Source organism: Chryseobacterium oryctis (assembly GCF_025971925.1).
GTDB lineage: Bacteria > Bacteroidota > Bacteroidia > Flavobacteriales > Weeksellaceae > Chryseobacterium > Chryseobacterium oryctis.
Window position 1 is genome coordinate 208,601 of the sequence record NZ_JAPDHV010000005.1, and the last position, 25,005, is coordinate 233,605.

24 protein-coding genes and 3 tRNA genes are annotated in these 25,005 nt (G+C 30.7%); 6 read left to right on the plus strand and 21 right to left on the minus strand.

Annotated elements, in window-relative coordinates; all coding sequences use genetic code 11:
- Positions 1-27: 27 nt before the first annotated feature.
- A complete protein-coding gene (locus OH806_RS12670; RefSeq protein WP_264744040.1) occupies positions 28-2,616 on the minus strand; it encodes a putative LPS assembly protein LptD in 2,589 nt (862 codons plus the stop codon).
- Between the two features lie 64 nt (positions 2,617-2,680).
- Here OH806_RS12670 and OH806_RS12675 point away from each other — a divergent pair, with 64 nt between their 5' ends.
- Both OH806_RS12675 and OH806_RS12680 read left to right on the plus strand, forming a co-directional pair.
- Positions 2,681-3,970, plus strand: a complete 1,290-nt coding sequence (locus OH806_RS12675) for an N-acetylmuramoyl-L-alanine amidase family protein (protein ID WP_264744041.1) — start codon at positions 2,681-2,683, stop codon at positions 3,968-3,970.
- A 59-nt stretch (positions 3,971-4,029) separates the two neighbouring features.
- Positions 4,030-4,101: transfer RNA gene (locus tag OH806_RS12680), tRNA-Glu, on the plus strand.
- A gap of 150 nt (positions 4,102-4,251) precedes the next feature.
- Here the strand turns inward: OH806_RS12680 and OH806_RS12685 are convergent.
- From OH806_RS12685 to OH806_RS12695, 3 genes are all read right to left on the minus strand, one after another.
- Positions 4,252-7,341 carry a lantibiotic dehydratase gene (locus tag OH806_RS12685; protein WP_264744042.1) on the minus strand — a complete coding sequence of 1,030 codons (3,090 nt, stop codon included), beginning with the start codon at positions 7,339-7,341 and terminating at the stop codon, positions 4,252-4,254.
- Positions 7,334-8,539, minus strand: a complete 1,206-nt coding sequence (locus tag OH806_RS12690) for a lanthionine synthetase LanC family protein (protein ID WP_264744043.1) — start codon at positions 8,537-8,539, stop codon at positions 7,334-7,336. The genes OH806_RS12685 and OH806_RS12690 overlap by 8 nt, the downstream gene beginning before the upstream one ends.
- Positions 8,540-8,606: 67 nt before the next feature.
- Complete coding sequence (locus OH806_RS12695) at positions 8,607-8,858, minus strand: class I lanthipeptide (protein ID WP_264744044.1); 252 nt, start codon at positions 8,856-8,858, stop codon at positions 8,607-8,609.
- A 557-nt stretch (positions 8,859-9,415) separates the two neighbouring features.
- Between OH806_RS12695 and OH806_RS12700 the strand changes: the two genes are divergently transcribed.
- From OH806_RS12700 to OH806_RS12715, 4 genes are all read left to right on the plus strand, one after another.
- Positions 9,416-9,736 (plus strand): hypothetical protein, encoded by a 321-nt coding sequence (locus OH806_RS12700; protein ID WP_264744045.1) that lies wholly within the window; start codon positions 9,416-9,418, stop codon positions 9,734-9,736.
- A gap of 67 nt (positions 9,737-9,803) precedes the next feature.
- Positions 9,804-10,058, plus strand: coding sequence for a 30S ribosomal protein S20 (rpsT, locus tag OH806_RS12705; protein ID WP_264744046.1), 255 nt, complete (start codon positions 9,804-9,806; stop codon positions 10,056-10,058).
- Between the two features lie 11 nt (positions 10,059-10,069).
- Positions 10,070-10,141 (plus strand) — tRNA-Glu (locus OH806_RS12710).
- A gap of 65 nt (positions 10,142-10,206) precedes the next feature.
- Positions 10,207-10,278 (plus strand) — tRNA-Glu (locus OH806_RS12715).
- Here the strand turns inward: OH806_RS12715 and OH806_RS12720 are convergent.
- From OH806_RS12720 to OH806_RS12800, 17 genes are all read right to left on the minus strand, one after another.
- Complete coding sequence (locus tag OH806_RS12720; RefSeq protein WP_264744047.1) at positions 10,276-10,479, minus strand: hypothetical protein; 204 nt, start codon at positions 10,477-10,479, stop codon at positions 10,276-10,278. The genes OH806_RS12715 and OH806_RS12720 overlap by 3 nt on opposite strands.
- Before the next feature lie 142 nt (positions 10,480-10,621).
- Positions 10,622-11,455, minus strand: a complete 834-nt coding sequence (locus tag OH806_RS12725; RefSeq protein WP_264744048.1) for a hypothetical protein — start codon at positions 11,453-11,455, stop codon at positions 10,622-10,624.
- A gap of 5 nt (positions 11,456-11,460) precedes the next feature.
- On the minus strand, positions 11,461-12,345 hold the full coding sequence (locus OH806_RS12730; protein ID WP_264744049.1) for a DUF488 domain-containing protein: 885 nt from the start codon (positions 12,343-12,345) through the stop codon (positions 11,461-11,463).
- A gap of 161 nt (positions 12,346-12,506) precedes the next feature.
- The gene (locus tag OH806_RS12735) at positions 12,507-12,851 is read right to left on the minus strand and encodes a hypothetical protein (protein WP_264744050.1); all 345 of its coding nucleotides are present in this window, start codon (positions 12,849-12,851) and stop codon (positions 12,507-12,509) included.
- The gene (locus OH806_RS12740) at positions 12,848-14,092 is read right to left on the minus strand and encodes a hypothetical protein (RefSeq protein ID WP_264744051.1); all 1,245 of its coding nucleotides are present in this window, start codon (positions 14,090-14,092) and stop codon (positions 12,848-12,850) included. Before OH806_RS12740 ends, OH806_RS12735 begins: the two co-directional genes overlap by 4 nt.
- A 415-nt stretch (positions 14,093-14,507) precedes the next feature.
- A complete protein-coding gene (locus tag OH806_RS12745) occupies positions 14,508-15,494 on the minus strand; it encodes a phage/plasmid replication domain-containing protein (RefSeq protein WP_264744052.1) in 987 nt (328 codons plus the stop codon).
- Between the two features lie 182 nt (positions 15,495-15,676).
- Positions 15,677-15,961 (minus strand): helix-turn-helix transcriptional regulator, encoded by a 285-nt coding sequence (locus OH806_RS12750; protein ID WP_264744053.1) that lies wholly within the window; start codon positions 15,959-15,961, stop codon positions 15,677-15,679.
- A gap of 3 nt (positions 15,962-15,964) precedes the next feature.
- Complete coding sequence (locus tag OH806_RS12755) at positions 15,965-17,023, minus strand: site-specific integrase (protein WP_264744054.1); 1,059 nt, start codon at positions 17,021-17,023, stop codon at positions 15,965-15,967.
- A 340-nt stretch (positions 17,024-17,363) separates the two neighbouring features.
- Positions 17,364-18,305, minus strand: coding sequence for a transporter (locus tag OH806_RS12760; protein WP_264744055.1), 942 nt, complete (start codon positions 18,303-18,305; stop codon positions 17,364-17,366).
- 12 nt (positions 18,306-18,317) lie between these two features.
- Complete coding sequence (locus tag OH806_RS12765; protein ID WP_264744056.1) at positions 18,318-19,364, minus strand: cytochrome-c peroxidase; 1,047 nt, start codon at positions 19,362-19,364, stop codon at positions 18,318-18,320.
- Entirely contained in the window at positions 19,357-20,184 is an 828-nt protein-coding gene (locus OH806_RS12770; RefSeq protein ID WP_264744057.1) for an MbnP family protein, read from the minus strand. Before OH806_RS12770 ends, OH806_RS12765 begins: the two co-directional genes overlap by 8 nt.
- 116 nt (positions 20,185-20,300) lie before the next feature.
- Entirely contained in the window at positions 20,301-20,669 is a 369-nt protein-coding gene (locus tag OH806_RS12775) for a hypothetical protein (protein ID WP_264744058.1), read from the minus strand.
- A 7-nt stretch (positions 20,670-20,676) separates the two neighbouring features.
- A complete protein-coding gene (locus OH806_RS12780) occupies positions 20,677-21,351 on the minus strand; it encodes a superoxide dismutase (RefSeq protein ID WP_264744059.1) in 675 nt (224 codons plus the stop codon).
- Positions 21,352-21,377: 26 nt separating this feature from the next.
- Positions 21,378-22,055, minus strand: coding sequence for an SCO family protein (locus OH806_RS12785; protein WP_406567633.1), 678 nt, complete (start codon positions 22,053-22,055; stop codon positions 21,378-21,380).
- A complete protein-coding gene (locus tag OH806_RS12790) occupies positions 22,042-22,317 on the minus strand; it encodes a YHS domain-containing protein (protein ID WP_264744060.1) in 276 nt (91 codons plus the stop codon). The genes OH806_RS12785 and OH806_RS12790 overlap by 14 nt, the downstream gene beginning before the upstream one ends.
- 205 nt (positions 22,318-22,522) lie before the next feature.
- Positions 22,523-22,882: a hypothetical protein gene (locus tag OH806_RS12795; RefSeq protein WP_264744061.1), complete on the minus strand. Its 360-nt coding sequence runs from the start codon at positions 22,880-22,882 to the stop codon at positions 22,523-22,525.
- A 149-nt stretch (positions 22,883-23,031) separates the two neighbouring features.
- Positions 23,032-24,981: a heavy metal translocating P-type ATPase gene (locus OH806_RS12800; RefSeq protein ID WP_264744062.1), complete on the minus strand. Its 1,950-nt coding sequence runs from the start codon at positions 24,979-24,981 to the stop codon at positions 23,032-23,034.
- Positions 24,982-25,005 lie beyond the last annotated feature (24 nt).

Below are 25,005 nucleotides of genomic sequence, written 5' to 3' on the forward strand. Positions count from 1 at the left end.
TTATCTCCTCAAATATTAACTCCGATATTAGAAAGGTGAATTTGGCTGCGTAAAACTTCTGTCTTTATACTTTAAAGCATCACTTAAAATATTAGCTTTAATTCCGATAAAGAAATCATACACCTTATACTGACCAAACGGAACCCAGTTAAAATTAATTGTAAAACTTCGCTGATCTCTCGCAAAACCAATTCTTGTATAAGCCAATTGTTTCGTAACAATATCATAATGGGTACTTCCGTTGATATTCCAATATGGTGTAAGTTTAATACTTCCATCCAAACCTACAGAAGCAATCTTATTCCCTTCTCTGGTTAAATTTCGGGTATAAGCATAGTTCGCATTGATATTCAATGTCCAAGTCTGACCAAATCTTGAATAATTATCATCATCAAAATAATAATTTTCATTTCTGATTTCTCCTTTTTGCGAATACTTTTTAGCATAATCTGTTTTCTCTCCAAAAATCTCACTACTTAAAGGATAAGACAACTGAACATTAAACCCTTGAACACTAAAATGTCCAAAATCTTCCGTTCTTACTCCACTATCTTGTCCCGGAATAAATACAATTTTGTACGGATCTAATGTTAAACTGGTGTTTACGCTCAATTTATTTTCGAAGAAAGAAGATTGCCCACTAATTGTAAAAATAGACCAAGGATGGGTTTTAGCAGCAAAATTATAGCTTCCTGAAAGGTTCAGTGATTCAAAAATTTTCACTTTTTTTACTCCTGTAGAATCTTTTTTAGATTTTACTTTCATTTCAATATTGTTTCCAATATTAAAACCTAAAGAACCTACCATTCCGCTTGTTGGCTGCCCTACAATTCCTTTTTCAAATATAGAATAGGTAGTCAAAGCTCCGTTTGCGTTATAATAATTTTTAAAATATCCAAAATTAGAACCTCCGAAATCCGGCGAATAAGTAAACCCGATACTAGGCGTCATCATATGTCTTACAGCTTCAACTACAGACCCTTTTTTGAATTTTAACATTCCATAAAGAGTTGTTTGTAAACTTGCTGTAGTAGAAAAAATAGAATATCCTGCTAATTTTTTATTAACAACGTCAATGTCCTTATTTATAACAGGGTCATAATATTTAGTAAGAGTTTTAGTTGTTAAAGCATTATCAATAGTTGCTCCTAAACTGAAGGTAAAAAATTTAGCAATTGTGGTATTTGTACCCAACGAAATATTATTTTTTAAACCGGTTTGCAATTTATCCCACATTGCAGCCGTAAAAAGCTCTCCTTCTGTCGTCGTTACATAATTTGACAAGTTAAGACCTGTATTTACGGTAATATTTTCTAGCAAACCTTGTCTTACACCTGTTTTCGATTTAAATAAATAAAACTGATTAATTGCTACATTCATCTGGGGTAAACGTAAATCTGAATTTCCTGTTGCAAAGTTTTGAGAGTACGAAGCCGTTCCGGTAATTGTAACAGGCAGTTTCAAGAACCTCTTAGTCACCGTAACCGTTGAGTTTTGCTGAGTATTTAATACATTTTGATTGAAAATATAATTATTATTAATGGTATTATTATAGAATCTGTTGCTTACTATATCAACTGAAGCCGAGAATGTAAGAAAAGGATTCGCTTTTGTATCCTGTGTATGCCTCCAGGCAATTCTATAGGTACTTGTCTTTCCATAATCGTCAAGACCTTTAATTCCTCTTACTGTAGTTCCTATATCCGCTGAAAAATTACCACTATATCGATATTTTTTCACATAATTCATTTCTGGTCTGAGATTCCAGCTGCCTTTAGTATAGATATCTGCAAGAATTTTCACATCAAAATGTTCTCCGATTGGCTGATAATATCCAATACTATTTAAAAAGAAACCAACATCTTGTCTTTCCCCAAAACTCGGAATAAGAATTCCAGCGGATCTTTTATCAGAAAAAGGCAACACAGCAAACGGCATCACCAAAGGAGTGGGAACATCTTCTATATACATTTGAATAGGCCCCGTAACAATTTGAGATTTATTCTTAGTTTTTACTAATTTAATATGTGGAGCCAATAAATAATAGTCAGCAACTGTATCTTTTTTCTTTAAGAAATATTCATCCGTAGTATACTTACCACGCCTCATAAAGAAAACAGAATCATTGTATTTTTTAGTTTTCTGAGCCACAATCACTCCCTCACTTTCTTCCGTTCTTGCGTTGTAAGCAATTGCCTGTTTTGTTTTGTAATTATAACTAAACTCAGTTGTTTCATATTTTTTACCTGCCTGAGTAGTGATTACAGGTTCTATAATCTTCTTTCCTAAAGAATCCTGCTTTCCACGTGCAAACATGATACTTTTCTCTTCATCGATAGAAATATAATCTGCATCAATCTGCATATCCTGATATTTCACCTGAGCATTTTTATTCAGATAAGTCATCTTTTTTGGGACATCTCTACGCATATCATCAGCTTTTGTCTGAAGAATATCATCCAAAGATTCCTTTTTTACAACAATGGTATCTTTTTTGGAAATAGTATCATTAACCGCATTTTTAGGCAATTTTTCAGGAGTTTCCTGTGCTAAAAAATTGTTAAAAATTAGGATAATTAAAATTTGTAGTATATTTTTGAAGACGGTTTTGACCAATTTTTATTTATATTTATTGTATCTAATTAAGGCTCAAAATTAATATAATTTTTAAAACTGTAAGATGCACAAACAAAATTTTAAAATAATTTTATCATTTCTTCTTATACTGGTTTCCAATTTTATTCTCGCTCAAAAAAAATTCACGGTAGTTTTAGATGCCGGTCACGGAGGTAGCGATCATGGAGCCTATAGAAACTATGCAGACATAGGAAGAGTTGCCGAAAAAGACGTCACGCTTGCCATAACATTAAAAGTTGGAGCAATGCTTGAAAAAAATAAAGATTTCAAAGTAATTTACACTCGTAAAATTGATGAATACCCTTCTCTTTCTGACAGAACCAACCTAGCAAATAGAAGCAAGGCAGATCTTTTCGTATCAATTCACTGTAATTCATCACAGAGACCAACAGCATACGGAACAGAAACTTATGTGCAAGGCCCCAACCAGAATGACACTAACTTAGAAGTTGCTAAGAGAGAGAATGATGTAATTTATCTTGATGAAAAAGATAAACAGATATTCGGTTCTTACGACCCAACTTCTCCTGAATCTTTAATAGCCTTAAAACTTCAACAAAGTAAATATTTAGAATCAAGTCTTCTTTTGGGTGGTTTGGTAGAAGGCAACTTTGTAAACAGAGACAAAAGGTTTTCAAGAGGGGTATTCCAGAAGAACCTTCACGTTCTTCGTATGAATGCAATGCCTTCCGTTCTTATCGAAACAGGATTCATCAATCATCCGGAAGAAAGTCATTATTTAGCATCAGAAAAAGGTCAGGACGAAATTTCTCAAAGTATTTACCTAGCTATCATTGACTATAAAAAAGCTATTGACCGAAAATCAGGAGGTAATTCTTATGCAACAAAAAAAGTTGAACCAGAAAAACTAGCAGAAGTTCCATTAAAAAATGATTTCAGAATTTTACTTATGAGCTCTCCTACTAAATATAATGATGGAGATCCCGCTCTTAAAGGTCTAAACTACATTCTTACTATCAAGGAAAACGGACAATACAAATATTATTACAGTGTAACCAATATGGCATCTGTAAAAGATATTAATCTAAAAACAGCTAAAGATGCAGGTTTCAGAAATGCTTACGCTGTAGGTTTTATGCCTAATCAAAAATTGAGTTCAGGATATTATACTTTAGAAGTATATACCGGTGATAAATTAAACGCAAATTCTTTTATTATCCAGACATTAAAAGATGTTGAAAGGAATAAAGAAAATGGAGTATTTTATTACACTTACGGAAAGGTCTACACCTTAGAGGACGCTGTAAAACTTCAAAAAGAAATTGAAGCAAAAGGAATTAAAAATACAGTAATTCAGAAGGTTTACAAATAACTCTAAAAAATAATTTTGAAGTTAGAAAGTTAATTATTACTTTTGCAACCTCAAAATTCGGCCTATTCGTCTAGTGGTTAGGACTCAAGATTTTCATTCTTGCAACAGGGGTTCGATTCCCCTATAGGCTACTAAACTACACACTCAATCCCGACCAATAAAAGGTTCCGGGATTTTTTTATTCCAAAAGTATCAACGGAACCATAATATCACGGATATAAAATCTCATACAAGGTTAAAATCTTAAATACACTTATCCTTTAACACATTTTTAACAAAAGCTATTTCATTTCACCTGTTTGACTACTCCCTTTAGCAATTTGAGTTTTGATTATTTTCAATAAAAAGCAATAAATTATATATTCATAAATTCTATTATTTGCTCTAACAACTCTTATAATATGCATATGAAATACACTTCCTAAGTATGAAAAAAGCTCCTTTTTAGAAGAATAATGAACTTTTCTTAAAAGGTCAAGAATCTCGAATTGTATGTTTTTCGACTCTTTTAATAGACTCTTCCTATTAACAAATATTTCTTGTAAAATATTTTTATTATTATTATACTTCAAATTAATAGACCTGGTGGTATGTTTGTTTGATTTAAATTCGACATCATAGCTAATTTTCATAAACTCGATGAATTCTAGAGCTACATTTTCATCATTGAAATATTCAATAATAATATTAAAAATATACTCTGCACAAAATAACCAAGATTGAATCCCTATTTTTTTAGAATTTTTAATAAATTTCAAAGATAGTAAACTGTCTTTGAAAAATATTTTTTCAAAATTTTCAATTTGAGAATATCCATACCGATCTAACTCTCTTTCATATGTTTCAAGAGAGTATTTATGAACGATCCTACTTTTTTTCCATTTTTCTAGAAAGGTCGAAACTTTGCTAAAAACTATCGCAAAATTTTCAACATGAGTTAATTTTAATCTTAACCTTAACTGAAAAGAATCTTCCACATATTTAATATAAAAAAAGGAATTAATTAACCCTTTGCCAATCATTTCATGAATTACTTTATCTATTTTAACAAGTAAATCATCAATAGCTTTATTCCCTATATAAACTTTAAAATACACCCATTCGGAACCTGGGGAAAAAGATTGCTGAATATTATTTTTTTTAGGGATAACAAGAGAATTTTCGTTACAATCAATTAGATTTTTCTTGCAGAAAATAACCTCATTATTTAAATTTTGATTACCTACTCTAACAGCAGAATTAAATTCAGATAAAAGATACTCTCTTAAGATTATACTCTTTTTCTTTTCCAGCTCCTTTAGCAATATCTCCAAAGTATACTCATTATCAACATCAATTAATAATTCATTATCTCCCTCTCCAAATGTTACATATCTTTTAACTTTATAATCAGATAGCATTTTTGCTAATTCTTTAATATCTGTATTTTTTAATTCGGAAAATTTAATTATCCAACTCGACCTTCTAACAATAACATCTTTATATTCAATCCTCGGAATATAGTCTATAAATTGATGATATTTATCAATGTTAAAATTTTTTGAGTTTGTATAATCATATTGATATTTAATATCTGTTAATAATTCAAAGAAAGGTAAATTTTTAGGATGATTAACATTAAATGCATTAGAATAAAATGGCATAATATTTCTGTTATTAGTATCTGTTAAGATAACTTTCCCATTTCTTATAGATACATATATATCTTGGATATTAATATTGTTTTTAAAAATAGAATTAGCTAGGTATGAAATATGATTTTTTCTAAATTGTTTTCTTAAAATAACATTACCAAGAGTTGACTCAGGTATATAATCTATTTCCGCACATATAAAATCCTTAAAATACTGTTCTTCAAAAGCCGCTATCTCTTCTACAAGATCATTAATTTTTTCATTACTATTAGTAAATCTACCTAACAAATTAATTGGAGAGCTTCCTATTCCTTTAATATGAAAAACATTTTTATTTTTTTCTGCATTTTTATATAATTCCCCCAAAAAAACAAAAGTGGCTCCTTTTTTCAAATTTTCAGGCACTATTTTTTTTAAATCTTCATATTCTAGCCTAATAGAAGTATCGTTATTTTTAAGACCACTCTTAATTAGAGAAATTAAATAATTATCTTTTGAAAATATTTCTATATTATTTTTATATTCAAATACTGAGTTTTGGAGATTAAATATTAAAGGATTGTCATCTATTCCTCCACTATTTAAAAATTCGCCATACCCTATTCCTGATTCCGCGTCTAATACATTTGTTAATTTTTGAATGGAATCACCATATTTTTCTAAAAAAAGCTTTTTAAACTTAGTAATCCGTAATTCTTCAACACTGTTTTTATCACCAATCCTATCTAATACAAACAAAGCATCTTCCATGAACTTATTGTAAGATACAGGAATACTATTTTTTGTATTATAATTAATCTCTTTATGTAAAAAAATATTGTTTCTTTTATTAGGAAATTTGTTTTTTAATAAAATCTCTAATTCACTTGTTGTTTTAAGGGATAAAAATTGATTATGACTATCAATACTTTTTCCTTGAGAAATAATACTACTCAAGAAGTCAATCTTTTCTTTAATTAGTTGAATTTTATTTTTTTCATAAATCTTTTTTAATTTATTTAAAAATTCTAATTCTGGAGGAGAGCCTATAGAAGATTGACTCAATTCTGAAACAATTATTTGAGAAGAAATTAGCTCATTTATATATTCTACTGCTTCAATTTTTTCATATCCAAAATTCACAATATATTCTATCAAGTAGCTGTACTCTATTCCTTGAAAACATTTATCAATAATTTTCTTTAAAATAAAATCCTTTTTTACTTGTGTTAATGCATATTTTCTTCCACTTTTTTCATCATAGCTAAATTCAACATACCTATAAGAATTATTATGAGCATATAAACTTGTATTAGTATAATATTTAAGAGACGGAAGAAATCTTATGTCTTTTTCAACCTCATCATATAACATTTGATAGAGATTTGAATCCAAACGAGTATGGATCTCAAAATCTAAGCTTCTATCTATAGTAAAATCAGATATATTTTGCTCATTCCTATTTTCAACAACTAAATTACCTGAAAAAAGCCCAAAAGGAGTACAACGTGTAGATAATCTCGTAAGATACTTAATACAAGTTAAAACCATTTTCTGATTCTTGGAAAAACTAGTTTCATCTAGTTTAATAAATTCAGAATATAAGATTGGAGAAGCTGTATTTAATGCATTTAAAAAATAATCATCATGTATTAAAGCCTTAAAAAGTTCCTCTTTTTTTAAATTAATTATTTTTTTATAATACTCATACGTTCTTACAGGTGTCCTAATGACACTTTTAGAAAATAAATCACTCATATAAAAACAACTTTAACCATTTATTATTATTTTTATTTCTTTGATAAAGTAAATTTAAGGCTATTCCTGCCACACCGGTTAATACTCCCCAATCCTTTTTATATAATAGGTCATTCCCTGTACATTTTTTAAATCCAGCAATATTATCATTTCCCTGTATTTGTGTCACAATCAATTCCATAAAATAATTATAATTTTCTAAAAATTGAGAATCACCTGTAATATCATACCATTTTTTATTAAAAAAAGCAACACTTGAAACTCCATGACAAAAAGAAAAATCATAATAAAGAGGATTACCAAGAGCTTTAAATATATTGTTTCTTAATTTCCAATGGTTGGAAATTTCATAGGCATGGTTTAATAATTTTTCAGAATTCAAAAATACACCCAATTTATATAACGACATCGAAATAGTTTGGTCTCCATAACACCATCCTAACGGGTGAAAAGATGATGCTTTTCTTTCAAAATCTCTTTCATTACTTATACTTGGATAAAGAGAAAGATTAGAAAAATTAACATCCGCATCTAAATATATTTCTTCTATTAGCTTTAAAAGCATTAAAGAACTAGTCTTACTTGAAAACGCATCAATTCCTTTAATAATTACATGTATATAGGAACACATACCATGCGCTAAACCATAATTAATCGAAACATTTTCATTTCTGGCTATTTGTAATTTTTTTAATAAAGATAAAACAATATTATCATAAAACCCTTCTGAAAAGGCAGGCCTCACATTAAAGGTCATTAAGTAATGTAAGACTCCTAATTTCCCATGCAAAAAGTCCAAAGAATTAAAATCATACAAAACATCAGAATAATTATTATTAGATTCAAGAATAACATTATCAATATCTATCAATAATTGCTCTACGTCATAGTCATTATCTGACAGATAATCCTTACAAACTCTTATAAGAAAAGCTACACCAACAAGACCATCACAATAGGTTAGAGTGTAATCATCTTCATTCAATTTATCATAAATAACATCAAAAAGTTCAAAAAAGAATTCTTTATCTTTTCCAGAACATAAGTCTGAGTGTATTTTTTCATAGAAAAATAATGCCACCCCCCCTAAACCCTCAAACAAAGATAAATCATGCTCTGAAGGAGCAAAATTCTCGATATAGCATTTTGAAATTTCATGAATTTTCTCATCAATTCTACAAGTTAAATCCATTTTCATTTTATTCCATAAAACAACAATGCTCTGCACACCCGCAAAGCATTGTCTAATTTGTAAATCACATAAATTATCTTGTTGGAAACGGCGAATTAGTTGTATACGTTGGCTGTGTAGTCAAATTAGGATCATACGTAACAGTACCTCCGCCTCCGCCTCCGCCTGTACACCAACAGCAAGTGAAGTCATGATTAGAACTACCAGCGCTACCAGCAGCTAAATCATTCTCTAACTGTGCAACTCCGCCTTTAATAGAGTCCATGTCTGATTTTGTCAATGATGTAATTTTTTCTTTCTTCAATGATAATTTTTTTTTGCTCATAAGTTAAAATATTATAAAGTTAAAAACCATTTATTTCTCAAATGCAAGAAATATTTCATTCCTCAAATATAAAAATATTTTAATAAAAAAATACATTTAATTTATTTATTTATAAATTATTTTAATATTTTTTCTCAACCTTCAAAACCACCCCTATAAATCACTACAAAAAAATACACCATGAAAGTTTGTTCTTAATATATTAAAAAAACAAAACTCTTATGCAAAACTAATAAGTTTCTATCCTCCCTGAGAAACATAAAATTACGTTGACAATAACACAACTTTTACAACGCATTTCTTAAGATTTCAACATCATATTGTTCTGATTTACATAATTTTCATAACCTCCTCACCATTCAACCTTATAAGACACTGCAATTTTTCATGAAAAATAAATTACACAGGGTAGGAATTTCATAAAAAAATAACTATTTTTGCATCCGAATTCTTCTGGAAAACGTTAAGAAATCTGACAAAGCTTTCTTAATAGAAGAATCAAATGATTGAATATTAATTTATTACGTTTATTTGGGTAATAATCCAAATTATATATCATGCCGGATTTAAAAATACAAGAAGCTAAATTGCTTTTTAAGAAAATCCACTCTAACCCAAAAAGTTATGATTTAAAGATCAATGAAGATGGGATTACAGGCAGAGATGATAAAATAAGTTTCAGACTTTATAGGAAAGGAGAAAGGTTCGCTTTTGAAGTAACGATTGATGAACTCACCTTCACCAACACTACTGGAGAATGGAACAACGCTATGGTTATGCTTACAAGCACAATCAAAAAAATAGAAAGAGAAGACGAGAATATTAAAATAGAACAAGCAATCGATAAACTACGAAAATATTTATCAGAAGAAAATTAAAAAAACTTAAAAATAAATTTGGTAGATAAAAAAAAAGGTTATACTTTTGCACTCACATTTGAACGATATGGCAAATCATAAATCAGCATTAAAAAGAATTAGACAAAACGAAGTAAGAAAACTTCGTAACAGATACTACCACAAGACTGCTAGAACAGCTATGAAGGTATTAAGAAATGAAGAAGATAAATCTGCTGCTGCAGAACAATTGCCAAAAGTTATCTCTTTGTTGGATAAATTAGCTAAGAAAAACATTATCCACAAAAACAAAGCTGCTAACTTAAAAAGCAAATTAACTAAGCACGTTAACAAACTAGCTTAATAAGTATAGTAGGCCCGTTCGTCTATCGGTTAGGACCTCAGATTTTCATTCTGGTAAGAGGGGTTCGATTCCCCTACGGGCTACAAAACTAAGAGTTGATAAACTTATAAAAACAAAACTAACACACTTTTATTAGTGGAAGATAGAGGGCCCGTTCGTCTATCGGTTAGGACCTCAGATTTTCATTCTGGTAAGAGGGGTTCGATTCCCCTACGGGCTACTTAACAACAATTAAAAAACTCTGATAAATACAAGTATCAGAGTTTTTTTGTTTTGAATGTTTACGAAATTCTTCCGATTTTCCGAAATCTCCCTTACACAATCTTGTACAAAGCGAATTTCCAAAATCTTTTTTGATTTCTAAAATTTCTTCTTTCCTTTCTTTTCTTTTTGTTATATATTCAACTCGGAAATCTTTCATATAATTTAGATCAGGAACTGATATATCGTCCTATTTTCGGAAGGATTTTCACATTGGATTTCTTTGTCTTTATTAGTTTTTTGGTCATTTTAAATAAAAAACTTACACGTATATATTACCATATAATGTACTCTATCTAATATTAATCAAAAAACTGAAAACTCAATTGTTGTTCTTTCAATGGGTGAAATGTTCCAATAATCATAAATGGATTTTTTCCTGTAAAGTGAAAAAGTTGTGATGTTCCAAGGAATAAATGCAAATCTTTTGTTTTAGCAAAATTGTCTAGGTATTGTTTTTTAACGTCTTGAACCGCTTTGTTTTCATTGCCTTCATGTTTTTTTAAACAATTCCAATATAGCTGTCCAATTTCCCAGTCTTCAATCATCATTTTACTTTGTTTTCCATTACTGTCTTTAATGATATAAGAAAACTTATATGGTAATTTTTTGACAACTTCAAAAAGATCTTCATCTTCCTGAGCAAATAAGTTGCTACTCCTGTCTTGTTTTAGTTTAGCCAATTTATTTTTATCCCATTCTCTTTCCACACTCTCTATTGTAAAATCAACAATTTCAGTTGGAAAAAACACAGCCAAAGAAGTCATAATTTCTTTATTTTTTGCTTCTTTGATTAGCTCATCAAGATCAGTGTAAATTTTATTCTTAAACACAATTTCTTTCCTTAGCAACCAGTTGCTTTTGGTATCTAAATGGTCTAAAATTTTTATCTCAGTATCATAAGAAACTGGTCTGTAGCTTTCTTTCCTAAAATCAGAAGCATTTTTTACCAAATCAATCTCAATCCAATCATATTTCTTATATTGTTCACCAAAAGATTTCTTCCGAAATTGAATAGGATATATCCTTATCCAAGAACCATCCTCCAAAAATCCCGCAGTACAAACAAGTTCATCATATTTTTCTGAAATTGCTGGATAAGTTTTAACGGTTATTAGTACTTTTGTTTTAGCCATATTATTTAGATATGCTTAATCTCATAGATAAATTCAGGATTATCAGAAATTGCTTCAGCTAAGTGTTTTCGATGACATTGACAAACGTCTGCTTCAAAGCAAGTCAAAGCAATTCTTTTTTTTGTTTTCAACAGAACAAAGATTTTGTTTTGATCATTCACTGTATGAGGCAAATTATTCTTTCTATAATTATCAAATAACTTATCATAATCCTCTTGTGAATTTAATTCTTGCCTTTCTTCAGATTGAATCCCAACCTCAGGGTAATGGATATATTCAATACCCATTGCATTGCAATATTTTATCAAAGAAGACTTACTAAATCCAAATTTCATGCTTAATGGGTTTCTTCTAACATCAACCAAGACTTTAACATCATTTTTCAATAGTTTGAGTAGATATTCTTCCAAAGATATTCCTTCATAACCTATTGTATATAAAATAGTACGATCAATATTTGGAACTGAATTTAAAACTTTTTGATATTGAACTTCATCAAGAAGCTCTTTTGCCTTCAAACTTTTTGTTGCCCAAAATGGATAATTAATATATGTATGCTTCATCAATGAATTAGCATTCATTCTTCCATATAAGGCTTTTAGTTCTACAATTTTATTTTTATCATTACTTTTTAATAACTTCAAATAATCTGTAGCATCATTTTTTTTGAAATGAGAATTTGTCTCAATTAAAATTCCTTTGTTAACCATTGCTATTAAATCAGCATTAGCAGAAAAAGAATAACAACCGTATTTATATGGAACAAAATCGTATTCAGATGTTAGCTTGTGCATACTAAGCAAAAACAATAGCTTTTGAAGTCGAATTTTATCTAATTCATTTTCAAAAACTTGTAAAAGTGCTAATATAATTTTTCTTCTGTAAAACATTCTGCAAAATTACAAATTTGATTTCAGACTATTCATTTATATTTCCATATTCCTTTTTGTAGAATCTATTAACATTAATTTTTGTCATTTGATTTGTAAATGTATTCTGGATACATGGACAAACGTATTTAGAGGTCACGTCAAAACTTGACGTATTATTTTTATTTGTCAATCTGATTTGTTCTTCCAAATTTCAATGCTACCAATCTGTTTACTTTATCATAAATAAACACATTGTTTTGAGCAGATACATTCATACCCTTGTTGAATTTGAAATCTTCGGTAAACAAATCATCAATAAACAAAAGATCACAATCAAAATAAACACTGTCTAATTCCTGACCGTTTTCAGAAAAGGGAGTGATTTTTTTGATTTCAAGATTCTGAACCTCTACCTTGTTTTCAAGCATTCCTTTCAAATCATAATCTACCTGCTGAATTGTTGTTCTTTTGGAGCAGGAAAACAGGAAGAGAACAATTGTTGATATTATAGTGATCTTTTTCATTCCTCTTCAAAATTTATTCTGACGACTTTCTGTGATTTCACATTTTCCTCACTGGTTTTGTTGACTACCAAATAAATTCCTTGCTTCTGCATTTTTGGGCTTAGTTCTTTGTACAAGTCTGAGGATTTATCAAGCGGTTCTTTCATGACAAAGTCTTTTGAGGTTGATGTATCGTTGAGTTTGTAGTCAATATCAACGTAGAATTTTGGATTGGTAACTTTTCTCAAATTTCCCTCTCCATCTGAATAATACAACTGCTGAACAAATGAAAAGGGTTGTTTGAAATAGGAAATACTCACTACTTTTGCATCAATCATCCAATCACCATGAGGTATTCTATTCCCGTCATAGTAAACTCCCTGCTCTCCTTTGAAATACTTTGGTGCTGGTATTCCTGCCACTCCTCGCTTGTTTTTGATGATGAGTGTATCTTTGACAGTGTAAGGAAGACCTTTGTCTAAAAACACTTGTACTACATATTCTTTCGGGATTGTTCCGTCTGGATATGATATGTTGTTTTGAGGTTGATTAGTGGTGTTTGATTGTTCTTTTGTCTGGGATGACTTGTCTTTTTCGATTGGTTCTAAAGAATCAAACAAAGGAAAATCCTGAATATTCGTCTGAGAATCAAATCCTGATTCTTCAACAGCATAGGATTCTGAAATTTTGCCAGTTTTTATGTTGATATTTTCCTGTTTTATCAATCCCCTGACCTTAGAATAGTATTCAACTGTTTTTTCAGGGAATTGCTGCCTTCCTGACATTTGTCGTTCAATGACAAGAAATTTTTCTTTGTTGTTGTTTTCCTTCCAATAACACAGACCATAATAGATGGTTCCGCTATCATCTGCATAGCTCCATTTGGTTGTTCCGATTGGAGCAGGGAGCTTGAAATAAATGTTATTTTTCCCAAAATCATGTTCTTCTCCACCCGAATCAATTGAAGCTCCGTCTTTTGTCCTAATCAATGAAATCTCATCATTCCCGATCTCAAAGAGTTTCGCACTCGGAATTGAGTTCATAAACCCAATTTCAAGGGTTGTTCCGACAAGCTTGTCTGAAATTTTGAAGTAATTGATCCTGAAAGAATCTTCTGAATTTGTTTTGGATTTCAGTCTCAGGAAATTGTTGTTGGCTGGAAAAATCCATTGTTCCAATTTTTCTGTTTCTTGTCCTTTTACCCTTTGACAAAAAACCGTCAAACTCAATAAAAGGAAGAAAAAACCATAATTGTTTTTCATATTGTTACTGTTTTAATCTTCAATGATGTGATGAAGTCTATCGTAAAACAGCTTTTCTGAAAAAAAGAAAAGCAAGTGGTTCTCACATGCTTTTAGTCTTGAAGGCTCTGCAAAGCCCATGTTACATAAAAACAGGATAAGCCACTTGCCCTATGGGGACAAGCGTACTCAAACTGTTTGCATTTTGTAACATTTAAGAGTTTGTTATACAATCTCTCCGAATTTTGCAGATTCTCAAGACAAAAGCAAAAGTTTTACACTTTTATTTTCCGATAAAATTTGAACTGCAAAGATAGAAATTTTTCTAATTTCTTTCTCTGTTTCGCTTCAATAAAAAGATTTTCAAGGATTTTGACATTTTTTCTTTGATCTTCCTTGTTTCCTTTTAAAAAACACAAAGTAGGTCAACAATGACCTACTTGACTAATTTTTGAGCTGTTTCTGGCATTTTGAAAATTTGTTTCAAACCCTCAACATACATTCTTCTCACTTTATGAGTGAATTCAATCGTATTTTTATCAAATTCGAATCCCAGATCAGAGCTCAAAGCAGAATCAAATTGTTTAAGCTTTTTTGACTTATCACTCGATGTCAATAAACCTTTATCAACTCCTTTCTTTAACAAAAACTCAATCCTATCTCTACCAAACTCATAAATAAGATACCTCTTCATAAAAACTTCAAAGCCTTTCAATCCTTTTAGATCAGGATATTCTAACAATGATTTTTTATGAATTTTATTATACATATCAAACCATAATTTAAGAGCCTTTTTACAGTTCTCCGCTTCAAATAAATCTTTGACTCTTAAATCCGGAATCTTCAGAATTTTTGAAGGGTTTGATTGTATCATAAATTCATATCGAACCAAATTATGAAAAGTATCAATGAATGATGTGTCATCTTGAATCAGTTTTTTATTTTTTGCAGCAAACTCTTTTTTCTTATCATAAAAAACTAAGTTTCTTCTTCCACTATTTGAATAAAACCTCAAGGTAGTTTTTTTCGAGGCATCTCTCTGAAAATATTTCAAATAATATAGTCCAAGGAAGTAATTTGAAACTTCATTTTCCAATTCAAAATTTGCAGCAATATCAAGTCTTCTTACCCTAGCATTTCTTAAATCAACTCCTAGCTCATCACTTAATAACATAATAGCAATTGGAAAAGACCTAAAATCAAAGTTTTCAATATTGTTATTATTCAAATATTTTGGTATGCTTCCGTCAATTCTGATCATTTCATCATTAACAAATACCGCCATATTTCTAATCATTCCTGTTGGTTTAAAATTCCCTCTGACATATTTATCAGCAGGCATCAAGTTATTTTTAATTTCATCTGTATTCCAAGGTACTTCAACGTCTTTCGGATATAGTGCTAAAACATTAGTATCAAACATAACTTTATTTTGTTTTTAAGGTGAACAAAAATCAAACGGCAAAATTGCTTTGTATTAATACTCTTCTTCTTTCTTTTTTCGGAATATTAATACGCTTTTTATTTAAAATCAGATAATTTTACCGATACTTTTGATAATGTAATTTTCAATTTCTGAAAAGAGAAATTATTTTTTCCGTTTGACTAAATTTTCTTTGGATTTTGATTACTTGCTTCGGATTTAATCTCTTCAAGGGTTTTGACTTTTATTGCCGTTAACCATTCGTCAATCTCAGATTTTCTGAAGAAAATACTATTTCCTCCAGGTGTTTTGTAGTGAGGAATTTTCCTTTTGCTTGTCAATTTGTAGATATATGATTTTTCATAACCTGTGTAACTGCAAAGCTCGTTGAGATTCAGGATTTCTTTTTGATTTCTCAATAGCTCTCTAACTTCTAAGAGAATATCAATGAAAGTTTCTTTTTTCATAATTTAATCCGCTAATATGTTTGGTAATTTATTGATGGCTTTGGTTTTTGAAAGCTCAGCCGTTCTGACATAGATTTGAGTTTGCCTCAAATCTTTATGACCTAAAAGCGATGAAACCATATTGATTCCAACATCTGCAAAAATCAAAGACGTAGCAAAAGTGTGTCTGGCACAATGCCAAGTGATATGTTTATCAATTTCAGCTTTTTCAACCCATTTCTTCAAAATACCCAAACAACCTGTATGAGAGGGCAAATCAAAAACAAGAGACTTCCCATGACCTTTTTCTCCCAAAAGTTTAATAGCATTTTCATGAAGCGGCATAACCACCTTTTCCTTTGTTTTGACCTGAACAATTGAAAGAATATTTTCATTATTGATATTGCTCCACTTAAGTATCTTGACATCACAAAAACGCAAACCTGTCAAGCAACTGAAAAGAAAGGCTCTTTTGACATTTGAGTTTGAACACTCTGTCATAGACAACAAAAAAGCCTCTTCAGAAGTGAGAATATCTTTTTCAGCGGAAACTCCCTTTGAATTTTTGATATTTAGAGCAGGATTTGTTTTGAAATATTTGGAAATTGTAGCCTCCTTTATAATCCTCTTTAGCTTTTTGAAATAGTTGAACGGAGTACTGCCATTCAATGTTGAATCCAAATAATCTTTGAAAGAAATCAAAAATTCCTCATCAATTTCAGAGCATGGTAACTTTTTCTTTTTTCTGAAAGCTTTAAGCTTTGTAAGCATTGATTTGAATGTACGCATTTCACTATGCTGAGCTTTTCTTTCAATAAATTCATCACAGTATTCAAAAAAATCCTTTTCTGTTTGATAGCCTTTTTCATACAAATCATCAATTCCTTTCAGTTCAATGTTTGCTACGATTTTTTTGACTGCTTCTTTCCTTTCCTTATTGATTTCCCTTTCAAGAGGCGTTTTGGGATATTTATAGTATCGAATATCCAACATTTTCTTTTTTCTTGTACCATTGTTGTGGATGTCCAATTGAATTCCAATCAGATTATTTTTCAGTTCCACTTCACGCACTTTAATTGTCATACTTATAAATTTTTATATCAGCTTATAACAGATGTCTAAAAAAAGAATCGGAATTTTAACAGATTTTAACAAATATTATAAAATATTTACGAAAATCTTCCGAATACAAGTATGAGGAGGAGGTCAAACAAAGAAAATCAGAGTCAAGAAATCTTTGGTTTTTCTAAATATCTCTGAAAATTTATACTCAATTTTTTGAAAAAGTGTTTCCCCTACGGGCTACAAGAGACTTTTTTAAAGTCTCTTTTTTTTGTTTAATATCTTTTCTTCTCATCAATTATATAAAAAAACAACTCATTCCATTCAAAAAATTTAATGGAATGAGTTATTTTAAATTTTACTAGATTCCAAAATTTAGAAAGATACTAAAGCGTGATTTTGCTTCAATATCTCCTCCAGCTAAATTAGAATAAGTAGGAAGCATAATTTCACTTCCTAAACTGATTTTTTTGAAAGAAGTTTCAAAACCAACCTTTCCGTACAAAGCACTTCCTGCAGTATTTTGTAAAACCTCATCAAATTGTTTATTACTTCCATACACTTCACCCTGAAAACCAATCTTACCTGAAAAATTGAATTTTTCGTTACCTGCAATCTGATAAAAACCCGTTACAGAATAGTTCCATTGATTTCCAAAGCGGTAATGTTTTTTATTCTCTGTTTTCAAGGTGTAATCTGTATTTACAATAACCGCAATTTTATCCTTTTGGAATTTGTAATTCAAAACCATCTGATAATCCCAGCTTCCTGTACCTAATTGAAAACTCGGGTTAACTCCCGACGCTCCTTTCTCATCAAATTTTCCTATCGGAACTTTAACTCCAACTCCACCATTCAATTGATGAATACTATCTTTAGAATCCATCAGCTGATAAATCCCCAACAAGTTTAAATCTCCGATTCCATTGATTTTAATATCCCCCTGTAATGTTTTCTTTTCATGAAAGTGAAACGGAAGACTTGCGTAGACGCTTAATTTTTTAGTAAGGGGAATTTTTCCCCAAAGCTGAATAGTATTAAAATATTGGTCTTGAGTTAAATCTTTTACAAATAAATTCTCTTTCGCTTTGTAATGCTGTGCAAAGTATTTTACACCAATAAATTGAGGATTCAACAAAGATTCGAAACCTGAAGAACCATTTCCTGCAGCACATCCACAAGCATCACAATCATCAAAAACAATTGATTTAAAATCATTTGAAATATAAAGACTGTCATTGACTGTTTTTGCCTGATTCATATTAAATAAAACCAGGCCTATCATAAAAAATACCTTTCTCATGTTTATATAAATTTATTCCGCGAATTTTGGATTAGTAATAAAGCCTTTATCAGACAATGTTCTTAAAAAAGCTATAATAAATTGCTTCTCTTGGGAAGTCATAGCAATTCCAATATGTTCGTTTTGTTTAAGCTGAGAATCTAAATTGGGATTATCTTCAACATTATCAGAATAAAAATTTAGGACAGCCTCCAAAGTATAAAATCTTCCGTCATGCATATAAGGTGCAGTAAACTCAACATTTCGCAAACTTGGCACACGAAACTTCATCCAATCCTTTTGCTCAAGCGTTACACGATGTAGTCCGGCATCTTTAAACTGAGTATTATAATACATTCCGGTATTTCTAAAGCTTTCATCAGTAAACAATTCTCCACTATGGCATGAAGCACATTTCTGTTGAAATAAATTCATTCCTTGTGATTCTTCAGAGGTAAACTTTTCTTTCCCTTGCCTGAATCTGTCATATTTAGAATCTGCGGAAACCAATGTTGCCATAAATTGCGAAATCGCTTTTAAAACTCTTTCACCAGTAATATTTTCATCTCCGTAAGCGGCTTTAAATAATTTTTTATATTTCGCATCTGAATTCAGCTTTGAAATGACTTCAGGCATTGAACTATCCATTTCATTTTCATCGGTAATAGGAATTATTGCCTGCTCGTTTAAATTATGAATTACCCCATCCCACATATATCTCTTTAAAAAAGCCATATTCTGTACAGGAGGAGCATTTCTTATCCCGATTCTGTCATCAACACCATGACTTACCGTATGACCATGATGTGTAAATGCATTTTCCTGAATATGACAAAAACCACAAGAAATAGTATTATTTCGGGATAGTCTTCCTTCATAAAATAGTTTTCGACCCAGCTCTACCCCATTTTTTGTAATAGGATTAGCTGATACATCAAATGTCATCTCGGGAAAATAACTTGGAACCTGAATATTATAGGCTTCATCTTTTTCTAAAGGCTGAATCACCTCATCGGAACATGAAACAAGATTGAAAAGAAAAACTGAAATAAATCCTAATTTAAAAATACGCTTAATCATTGTGAACATGGTCTACTTTAAACATTTTTGTAAGATTATCCGTTACATCAACCAAATGTTGACTTGATCCCATCATCATATCATTAGAAGAATCTAATGAAAGAGGGTTTTCTCCGCTTAAAAACTGATTTAAATCTGCTAAAATGTGAATAGAAGGTTGAATTTGACCTGTAACTCTTGCTGTGGTAGGAAGATTGAGAGTAATTTCACGATAAAGGTCAGGAGTTCCGTTTGCTACAACATCCCCCATATTTCCTGTATGATTCATAAATTCTGTATTGGGAGAATTTATCCCGTATTTCCCCTCCAACTTCACGAAAACATAACCTGCTGCCCAAGACCATGACATTCCTTTTTCTTTGGCTTTGCTCCAAAATTCAGCTTGTCCGTCTTGTCCAAATAAATAAGCTTTTTGACTTATTCCTAACCCGAACTTCAATTTCTTGTAATTACCTTTCGGGATATCCTTAAGATTCATATATACAATTCCGGCAACGGCATCCGCCTGGTCTATAATAAAAGCTCCTTTATCCGGATTATTCTCATTGAACTTAAACTCTTTTCCGTTTTCATCTATTAAACTGATGTTACTGATAACATATTTTAAAGTAGAAAACTGATGTTTTTGCCCTTGAGCAGAAGTTTGTGTTGTTTGATTTAAAACGATATTTCCAAGATTATTAAATCCGTTTTCAAATTTTATCTGAAGATTTCTGGGTGTATCGACACCAGAGTCATCATCGTCATTGCTTTGGCAAGAAGTGAAAGTAAAAAAAGTAAACGCAAGAAAGAATAATGATAAAAATTTATAAATTTTCATTGTTGATTTTTTAAGTTGTTTTTGAATTTCGATAATAGAAATGCTGTTGAATGTGAATTGCATCCAATATTTCAAACTATAAAACATACTTTGTTTCAGTAGTTAATAAAATGAACTTAAAAAATAGGAGGATGGAAAATATGTTTTAAAAACATAAAAGAATACTTAGATTCATACAGAAAAGTAAAATTTGAAGTGATTCTTTTTACTGTTTCCTGTATTTCTGTGATTTCAGGAAGAATATAGATATCTAAAACTTTCTGTCCAGAATTTTGTGATTTATGTAAAGGAGAAGAATCTGTATCATTAGAGACTGCAAGTTCTTTGCTAAGATAACATTTTCCTTTACAATGTACTTGTGGTACATTTTTATTGATACATAAAACTTCCGAGATATATGTATAATTTACAGCATAATCCACCCATGGTACCAAAGGTCTGAATACCACAAATAAGGTTAGAAATATGCTGCAAACTACATTCATTGATAAATTATTTTTTACTTAAAGCCTCATCATATCTTTTGCTAATTTCCTTCCAGTTGGTAACGTTCCAGATTGCAGTAAGATAATCTGCTCTTTTGTTCTGATATTTTAAGTAATAAGCATGTTCCCATACATCAATTCCGAAAATCGGAGTTCCTTTTTCCTCTACTACATCCATCAACGGATTATCCTGATTCGGTGTTGAAGAAACAAATAATTTCCCGTTATTGTCAACTGAAAGCCAAGCCCATCCAGAGCCAAAACGGTCTGCTCCGGCTTTACTCATTTTTTCTTTAAAAGCTTCCATACTTCCAAAAGCATCGTTAATGGCTTTTGCTAATTTTGCAGATGGCTGTGTATTTTTTTCAGGTGTAAGAACTGTCCAAAATAATTCATGATTGTAATGCCCTCCTGCATTATTTCTTACAGCGGGACTTAGTTTGGAAACATTCGACAATATTTGAAATAATGTTTCTTTTTCCTGTGGAGTTCCTGCAATTGCCTTATTCAGATTATTCACGTATGCTGCTGCGTGCTTAGAATAATGAATTTCCATTGTTTGGGCATCAATATTTCCTTCTAATGCATTATAAGCGTATGGCAAAGGAGTTTGTTTAAATTGTGCAAAAGCAAACTGTGCTGCAAATACTGCACTCAAAGCTGCTATCTTTAAAATTTTCATACCTTTTATTTTATGTTAAACAATATTTATTTTAATAATTTCCTGATATCTTCAATAAGTATTTCTCTATCAGGATGGTATTTTCCTGTAAGTTTTGGAGTTTTCCCTTCAGGATCTTCATAGTTTAATCCCGAATAATAAAGAATAGGCATATTATCTTTATTATAACGACAACGAATATTTCCTTCTTTATCAACCAACGCAATCATTCCGCTATGATTAAGGCTTTCACCTTCATCTTCTTTATCTCCGACATATATATCAAACTGGTCTGCAATTTCACCAACATATCCTCTGTCACCCGTTAAAAAATGCCAGTTTGGAGATTTTGCACCAATTCTTTTTGCATGTTCTTTCAACGATTCGGGAGTGTCATTTTCAGGATCAATACTTATGGAGATTATTCCAAAATCAGGATTATTGATTTCATCCTCAATATGCCTCATATTAGTATTCATTACTGGACAAATCGTAGGACAGCGACTGAAGAAAAACTCTACAAGATACACTTTGCCGAGCATATCTTTATTGGTGATTTTTTTATTATTCTGATCCGTAAGCTCAAAATTCGGAACCTTCATTACAGTATAAAGGCTTTTTTTGAAATATGCCATTCCCACGCCAATGCTCAGAAAAAGTAAAGCAATAATCACAACAGGAGTAATCACTTTACTTTTTGAGCTTTGTTTTTTATTTTTTGGCATATTTTTCAGGATTTTTTTTGAACTCATCCTTACAATAAGTACTGCAAAAACCGTACGTTTTATTTTTATAGACTGCCGTATCTTTCATATCATCTTCCGTTTTCATATTACAGATAGGGTCTATTGCGTTAACAAATTTTGGGCTTTTGGTATTTGACTTTACAGTAGTTTTTGTCTTTTTTTGCTTTACTTTAGGTGTTTCCTGAGCACAAGCCATTATTGAAACAGACAATAATGCTGTTAAGATAATTTTTGATTTCATTTTAATTTACAAGTTTAAAGATATTATTATAATAGAAAGTTGATTTTAGTCAATATCTATACATATTAACTAATTCATCGCAATATATACAATTCTTATTCTACATTCTAAACTTCTTACTTAGTAAAAAGTCCTAATATTGAATAATAGAATATAAAATAATGCCAAGATTAATTTAACTAAATATTTAGTTAACAAATAATAATTAAGCTAAAGGAGGATGAAATATCCTGGAGAAAAATTCTGATGTATGAAAATCTATAAATTCTGAATGAAGATTTTTTACAACATCAAAAGATTTATTATTTAAAAAAGAAAGAATATCGTTCGATAAAAAAACATCTAATCCTGTAATTTTTACCGTCTGATTATTGTTAGATTGTTTTTCGGTTTTTGCCAGCTCTTTTCCAACATAGCATTTTCCTTTACAGGTAGACTGAGGAATGTTTCTGTTTTCACAAAGGTTTTTTACAATATAATCATAATTAATTACATAATTAACTAATGGCAAAACCGGACGTAATGCTATTGTAAATATGATAAATATGGAAACGAAAAACTTCAATTGTTAAATTCCTATACTACAAATATACTACTCAAATTGCTTTTATAATCCGTTTATGATGAAAGTCATTGATATTTTTAAGTTGATAAAAATAAAACCTCCGTCAAATCTTTAACGGAGGTTTTACCTATAAATGAGATAGATTTATTTTAGTTAAATTTCATTTTCTGAATTCGCACTGCATTCAGAATAGCCAATAAAGCTACACCCACATCTGCGAAAACCGCCTCCCACATTGTTGCTAAACCTCCTGCTCCGAGAATTAAAACCACTGCTTTTACAATGAATGCTAAAGCTATATTTTGCCAGACTATTTTCTTCGTTTGTTTCCCAATATTAATTGCCATCGGAATTTTACTCGGCATATCATCCTGAATAACAACATCCGCAGTTTCTATTGTAGCATCACTTCCCAATCCTCCCATCGCAATTCCTACATCACTGAGCGCAACAACAGGTGCATCATTTACTCCATCTCCCACAAAAGCAACAGTTTGATTTTTTGCTTTAATATCTTTTACCTTATTAACTTTATCTTCAGGAAGCAAATCTCCATAAGCATTTTCAATTCCTAATGCATCTGCAACATATTGCACAACTGACGCTTTATCCCCACTTAACATGGTGGTTTTTACATTCAATGATTTCAATTTATTAATGGTTGATTGTGCATCAGCCTTTATAGAATCTGCAATTGTGAGATAGCCGACAAATTTTTGGTCATAAGCTACAGCTATTAATGTGTAAACAATATTTTCAGGTCTAATATCACAATTGATATTGAATCTATCCATCAATTTAAAATTTCCAACTAATATTTCTTTCCCTTTAATATTTGCTTTTAACCCATGTCCTGCAATTTCTTCAACATTATCTAACTGAATATTGTTATCTACTTCTCCGACAAAATCATGAATTGCAGTTGCAACAGGATGAGAACTCTTACTCTCCAAAGCATTAACCCATTTTAAAATTTCATTCTTATCAAATTCTGATTTGAAATTAACCTCCTGAACCTTGAAAACACCTTCTGTCATTGTTCCGGTTTTATCCATCACAACATTTTGGATATTGGCCAAACTATCTAAAAAGTTACTTCCTTTGAATAAAATTCCGTTTCGACTTCCCGATCCAATTCCCCCAAAATACCCTAAAGGAATAGAAATTACCAAAGCACAAGGACAAGAAATAACCAAGAAAACCAAAGCTCTATACAACCAATCTCTAAACTGATATTCTTCAACGAAAAAATACGGTAAAAATGTAATTCCTATTGCCAAAAAAACTACAATCGGAGTATAAACTTTAGCAAATTTTCGGATAAAAAGTTCTGTCGGAGCTTTTTGAGAAGTAGCATTCTGAACAAGTTCCAATATTTTACTCAACTTACTGTCTTCATAAGCTGTTGTAACTTTCACCTCACTTAAGGTATTCAAATTAATCATACCGGCTAAAATCGTTTCTCCTTTTGTTTTAGTATCCGGTTTACTTTCCCCTGTTAATGCAGAAGTATTAAAAGATGCCTTTTCAGATAACAATTCTCCGTCTAAACCTAGTTTTTCACCCGATTTTAATTGAATTATTTCACCAATTTTTACAAATTCAGCTTTTACAATTACCGGTTTTCCGCCTTTTATAACAGTCACCTCATCGGGACGCTGGTCGAGTAAAGATTTGATATTATTTTTAGCTTTTGTAACTGCCATCGCCTGAAAAACTTCACCTACAGAATAGAAAAGCATTACTGCAACACCTTCAGGATATTCTCCAATCGCAAAAGCTCCAACAGTAGCTATTCCCATCAAGAAAAATTCGGAAAAAACATCTCCTTTTGTAATGCTTTCATAAGCATCTTTCAAAACTGGCAATCCGACAGGGATATAAGCTATTAAATACCAAACAAGACGGACCCAACCATTGAACCAATTGGTTTTTAAATAATTATCTAAAACAACTCCTACAAGTAATAAAACAAAGGAAACAATCGCAGGAAGAAACATCCTGAATATAGATTTATCTCCCGTATCATGCGCATGATCATGACCTTCATGATTGTGATTTTGCTCTTTTTTTGGCTTTGAACTGCAACATTCTTCCATAACTTAAAAATTTTAACCAAATTT

What these genes read in the sequence shown, in the direction of transcription:
- OH806_RS12700 (WP_264744045.1), top strand. Translation starts at nt 9,416, where the DNA reads ATGCCGGATTTAAAAATACAAGAAGCTAAATTGCTTTTTAAGAAAATC.
- OH806_RS12675 (WP_264744041.1), top strand. Translation starts at nt 2,681, where the DNA reads ATGCACAAACAAAATTTTAAAATAATTTTATCATTTCTTCTTATACTG.
- OH806_RS12785 (WP_406567633.1), bottom strand. Translation starts at nt 22,055, where the DNA reads ATGCCAAAAAATAAAAAACAAAGCTCAAAAAGTAAAGTGATTACTCCT.
- OH806_RS12685 (WP_264744042.1), bottom strand. Translation starts at nt 7,341, where the DNA reads ATGAGTGATTTATTTTCTAAAAGTGTCATTAGGACACCTGTAAGAACG.
- OH806_RS12770 (WP_264744057.1), bottom strand. Translation starts at nt 20,184, where the DNA reads ATGAAAATTTATAAATTTTTATCATTATTCTTTCTTGCGTTTACTTTT.
- OH806_RS12760 (WP_264744055.1), bottom strand. Translation starts at nt 18,305, where the DNA reads ATGAGAAAGGTATTTTTTATGATAGGCCTGGTTTTATTTAATATGAAT.
- OH806_RS12780 (WP_264744059.1), bottom strand. Translation starts at nt 21,351, where the DNA reads ATGAAAATTTTAAAGATAGCAGCTTTGAGTGCAGTATTTGCAGCACAG.
- OH806_RS12745 (WP_264744052.1), bottom strand. Translation starts at nt 15,494, where the DNA reads ATGTTTGATACTAATGTTTTAGCACTATATCCGAAAGACGTTGAAGTA.
- OH806_RS12800 (WP_264744062.1), bottom strand. Translation starts at nt 24,981, where the DNA reads ATGGAAGAATGTTGCAGTTCAAAGCCAAAAAAAGAGCAAAATCACAAT.
- OH806_RS12735 (WP_264744050.1), bottom strand. Translation starts at nt 12,851, where the DNA reads ATGAAAAAGATCACTATAATATCAACAATTGTTCTCTTCCTGTTTTCC.
- OH806_RS12765 (WP_264744056.1), bottom strand. Translation starts at nt 19,364, where the DNA reads ATGATTAAGCGTATTTTTAAATTAGGATTTATTTCAGTTTTTCTTTTC.
- OH806_RS12690 (WP_264744043.1), bottom strand. Translation starts at nt 8,539, where the DNA reads ATGAAAATGGATTTAACTTGTAGAATTGATGAGAAAATTCATGAAATT.
- OH806_RS12750 (WP_264744053.1), bottom strand. Translation starts at nt 15,961, where the DNA reads ATGAAAAAAGAAACTTTCATTGATATTCTCTTAGAAGTTAGAGAGCTA.
- OH806_RS12720 (WP_264744047.1), bottom strand. Translation starts at nt 10,479, where the DNA reads ATGAAAGATTTCCGAGTTGAATATATAACAAAAAGAAAAGAAAGGAAA.
- OH806_RS12740 (WP_264744051.1), bottom strand. Translation starts at nt 14,092, where the DNA reads ATGAAAAACAATTATGGTTTTTTCTTCCTTTTATTGAGTTTGACGGTT.
- rpsT (WP_264744046.1), top strand. Translation starts at nt 9,804, where the DNA reads ATGGCAAATCATAAATCAGCATTAAAAAGAATTAGACAAAACGAAGTA.
- OH806_RS12790 (WP_264744060.1), bottom strand. Translation starts at nt 22,317, where the DNA reads ATGAAATCAAAAATTATCTTAACAGCATTATTGTCTGTTTCAATAATG.
- OH806_RS12695 (WP_264744044.1), bottom strand. Translation starts at nt 8,858, where the DNA reads ATGAGCAAAAAAAAATTATCATTGAAGAAAGAAAAAATTACATCATTG.
- OH806_RS12730 (WP_264744049.1), bottom strand. Translation starts at nt 12,345, where the DNA reads ATGTTTTACAGAAGAAAAATTATATTAGCACTTTTACAAGTTTTTGAA.
- OH806_RS12755 (WP_264744054.1), bottom strand. Translation starts at nt 17,023, where the DNA reads ATGACAATTAAAGTGCGTGAAGTGGAACTGAAAAATAATCTGATTGGA.
- OH806_RS12775 (WP_264744058.1), bottom strand. Translation starts at nt 20,669, where the DNA reads ATGAATGTAGTTTGCAGCATATTTCTAACCTTATTTGTGGTATTCAGA.
- OH806_RS12725 (WP_264744048.1), bottom strand. Translation starts at nt 11,455, where the DNA reads ATGGCTAAAACAAAAGTACTAATAACCGTTAAAACTTATCCAGCAATT.